This is a genomic window from Desulfovibrio sp. 1188_IL3213 (assembly GCF_036763145.1).
Lineage (GTDB): Bacteria > Desulfobacterota > Desulfovibrionia > Desulfovibrionales > Desulfovibrionaceae > Desulfovibrio.
Genome location: NZ_JBAIYR010000443.1, coordinates 1 through 1,763 on the forward strand (window position 1 = coordinate 1; position 1,763 = coordinate 1,763).

Sequence of the window (1,763 nt, forward strand, 5' to 3'; positions counted from 1 at the left end):
GGCCCCGGCGACGCCCAATGCCTTACGCCCCAGGCCCGCGCAGTGCTGGCCCAGGCACGCTGTGTGGCGGGCTATCATCTGTATATGGATATGGTTCCCCCCGAATTGCTGGAAGGAAAAGAACTGATCAGCACCGGCATGCGTCATGAAACGGAACGCTGCGCCGCTGCCGTGGATGCGGCTCTGGCTGGTCGGCCCACGGCCCTTGTCTGCTCGGGTGACCCCGGCATTTACGCAATGGCGGGGCTTGCCCTTGAAATACTTGAATTGCGCGGCCTGGCCGATACGGTTCCCTTTGTGGTGGTTCCTGGTGTTCCTGCCGTATGCGCTGCTGCTGCCCTGCTGGGCGCGCCCCTGACGCATGATTTTGCCTGCGTGAGCCTGAGCGATCTGCTGACGCCGTGGGAAACCATTGTTAAAAGACTTACGGCGGCCCTTGAGGCGGATTTTGTGTGCGTTATCTATAATCCGCGCTCCAAGGGGCGTCCCGGTCACCTGGATCATGCGCTGGAACTGGCCCGCCGCTTCCGCGCGGGGGACTGCCCCGTGGGGTTGGTGCGTCAGGCGTACAGGCCGGGGCAGAGTGTGAGCGCGCACAGGCTGGATGCCTTTGATGCCGCACAGGTGGACATGCTTTCTCTGCTGGTTATCGGCAACAATGAAAGCAGATCTGTTGGGTCATATATGCTTACGCCCAGGGGATATGCACGTAAAAGACACTTATGACAGTGCAAATGACTTGAAAAAGTGTTTCATGCTCCCCATTGACACGTTGCCATGCTGGCCGTAAGCTTGCAAAAATTCTCATGTGTTGTTTTTTACCTTGGAGGATTACTGTGAAAAAAACTCTTGTTCTTACCTGTATGCTGGCCCTGCTTTTTGCCGTGAGCGTATGGGCCGCACCTGCCGTGCCTGACAAGCCCATTGAAATCAAAGGCTCGCAAAAGACTGTCATGTTTCCCCACGCTCCCCACGAAAAAGTGGAATGCGTGACCTGCCACCATCTGGTGGACGGCAAGGAAAGCTTTGCCAAGTGCGGCAGCTCCGGGTGCCATGACGACCTGACCGCCAAAAAGGGCGAAAAGAGCCTGTACTACGTTGTACACGCCAAGGGCGATCTCAAGCACACCAGCTGTCTTGCCTGTCACAGCAAGGTTGTGGCTGAAAAGCCGGACCTCAAGAAAGACCTTACCGGCTGCGCCAAGTCCAAGTGCCATCCGTAGTCCGTATAGATTGGAATTGGACCGGTAGAGCGTTTCAGTCTCTGAGCTGTTTCAGGGCGTTTCAGCTTTCAAGCTGCATATGCTGAATACATGCTCTGACCTTGTGATGCGAGGTGCGGCAAGGCGCGCAGGATAGCTTTGGGTGGATTTTACCTGTCGCCAGCAGGCGGACTCAAGGTGAAACACTGGTGGATTGCAGCGTTGCCATTTGCACTCTCGACCTTCATACGGCGTTTGCGGCGGGCGGGTTTGCCCGCCGCAGGCGGCGAGGCTGAAGCAAAACCGTTCTGAATAATAAAAGCGGCGGAAGTGTTACTTCCGCCGCTTTTGCGTTGCAGGAAAAGCTTTGGGCTATCCTTCCTGGCACTTTTTTTTCAGTGTTTCGGCCACGGTCTTGCCCATTTCATGGCAAGCCTTGAGCACGTCGCGGTCGGGCCGCCAGTTGCACTTGACCGGCTCCACGGGCATGACCATGTGCATGCCGGCCAGATGCTCGTGCAACTGCCTGGGCGCCTCGCCAGACCAGCCGAACGAGCCGAA

At 57.2% G+C, this 1,763-nt stretch carries 2 protein-coding genes and 1 pseudogene; 2 read left to right on the forward strand and 1 reads right to left on the reverse strand.

Annotated elements, in window-relative coordinates; translation table 11 throughout:
• Positions 1–726, forward strand: a 726-nt coding sequence (gene cobJ / locus V6C16_RS12395; protein ID WP_333543347.1) for a precorrin-3B C(17)-methyltransferase, incomplete at its 5' end; no start/stop codon positions are given.
• A gap of 110 nt (positions 727–836) precedes the next feature.
• Positions 837–1,223 carry a cytochrome c3 family protein gene (locus V6C16_RS12400; protein WP_333535421.1) on the forward strand — a complete coding sequence of 129 codons (387 nt, stop codon included), beginning with the start codon at positions 837–839 and terminating at the stop codon, positions 1,221–1,223.
• A 351-nt stretch (positions 1,224–1,574) separates the two neighbouring features.
• Here V6C16_RS12400 and V6C16_RS12405 read toward each other — a convergent pair.
• Positions 1,575–1,763 (reverse strand): annotated as a pseudogene (locus V6C16_RS12405) (FprA family A-type flavoprotein); the annotation flags it as partial.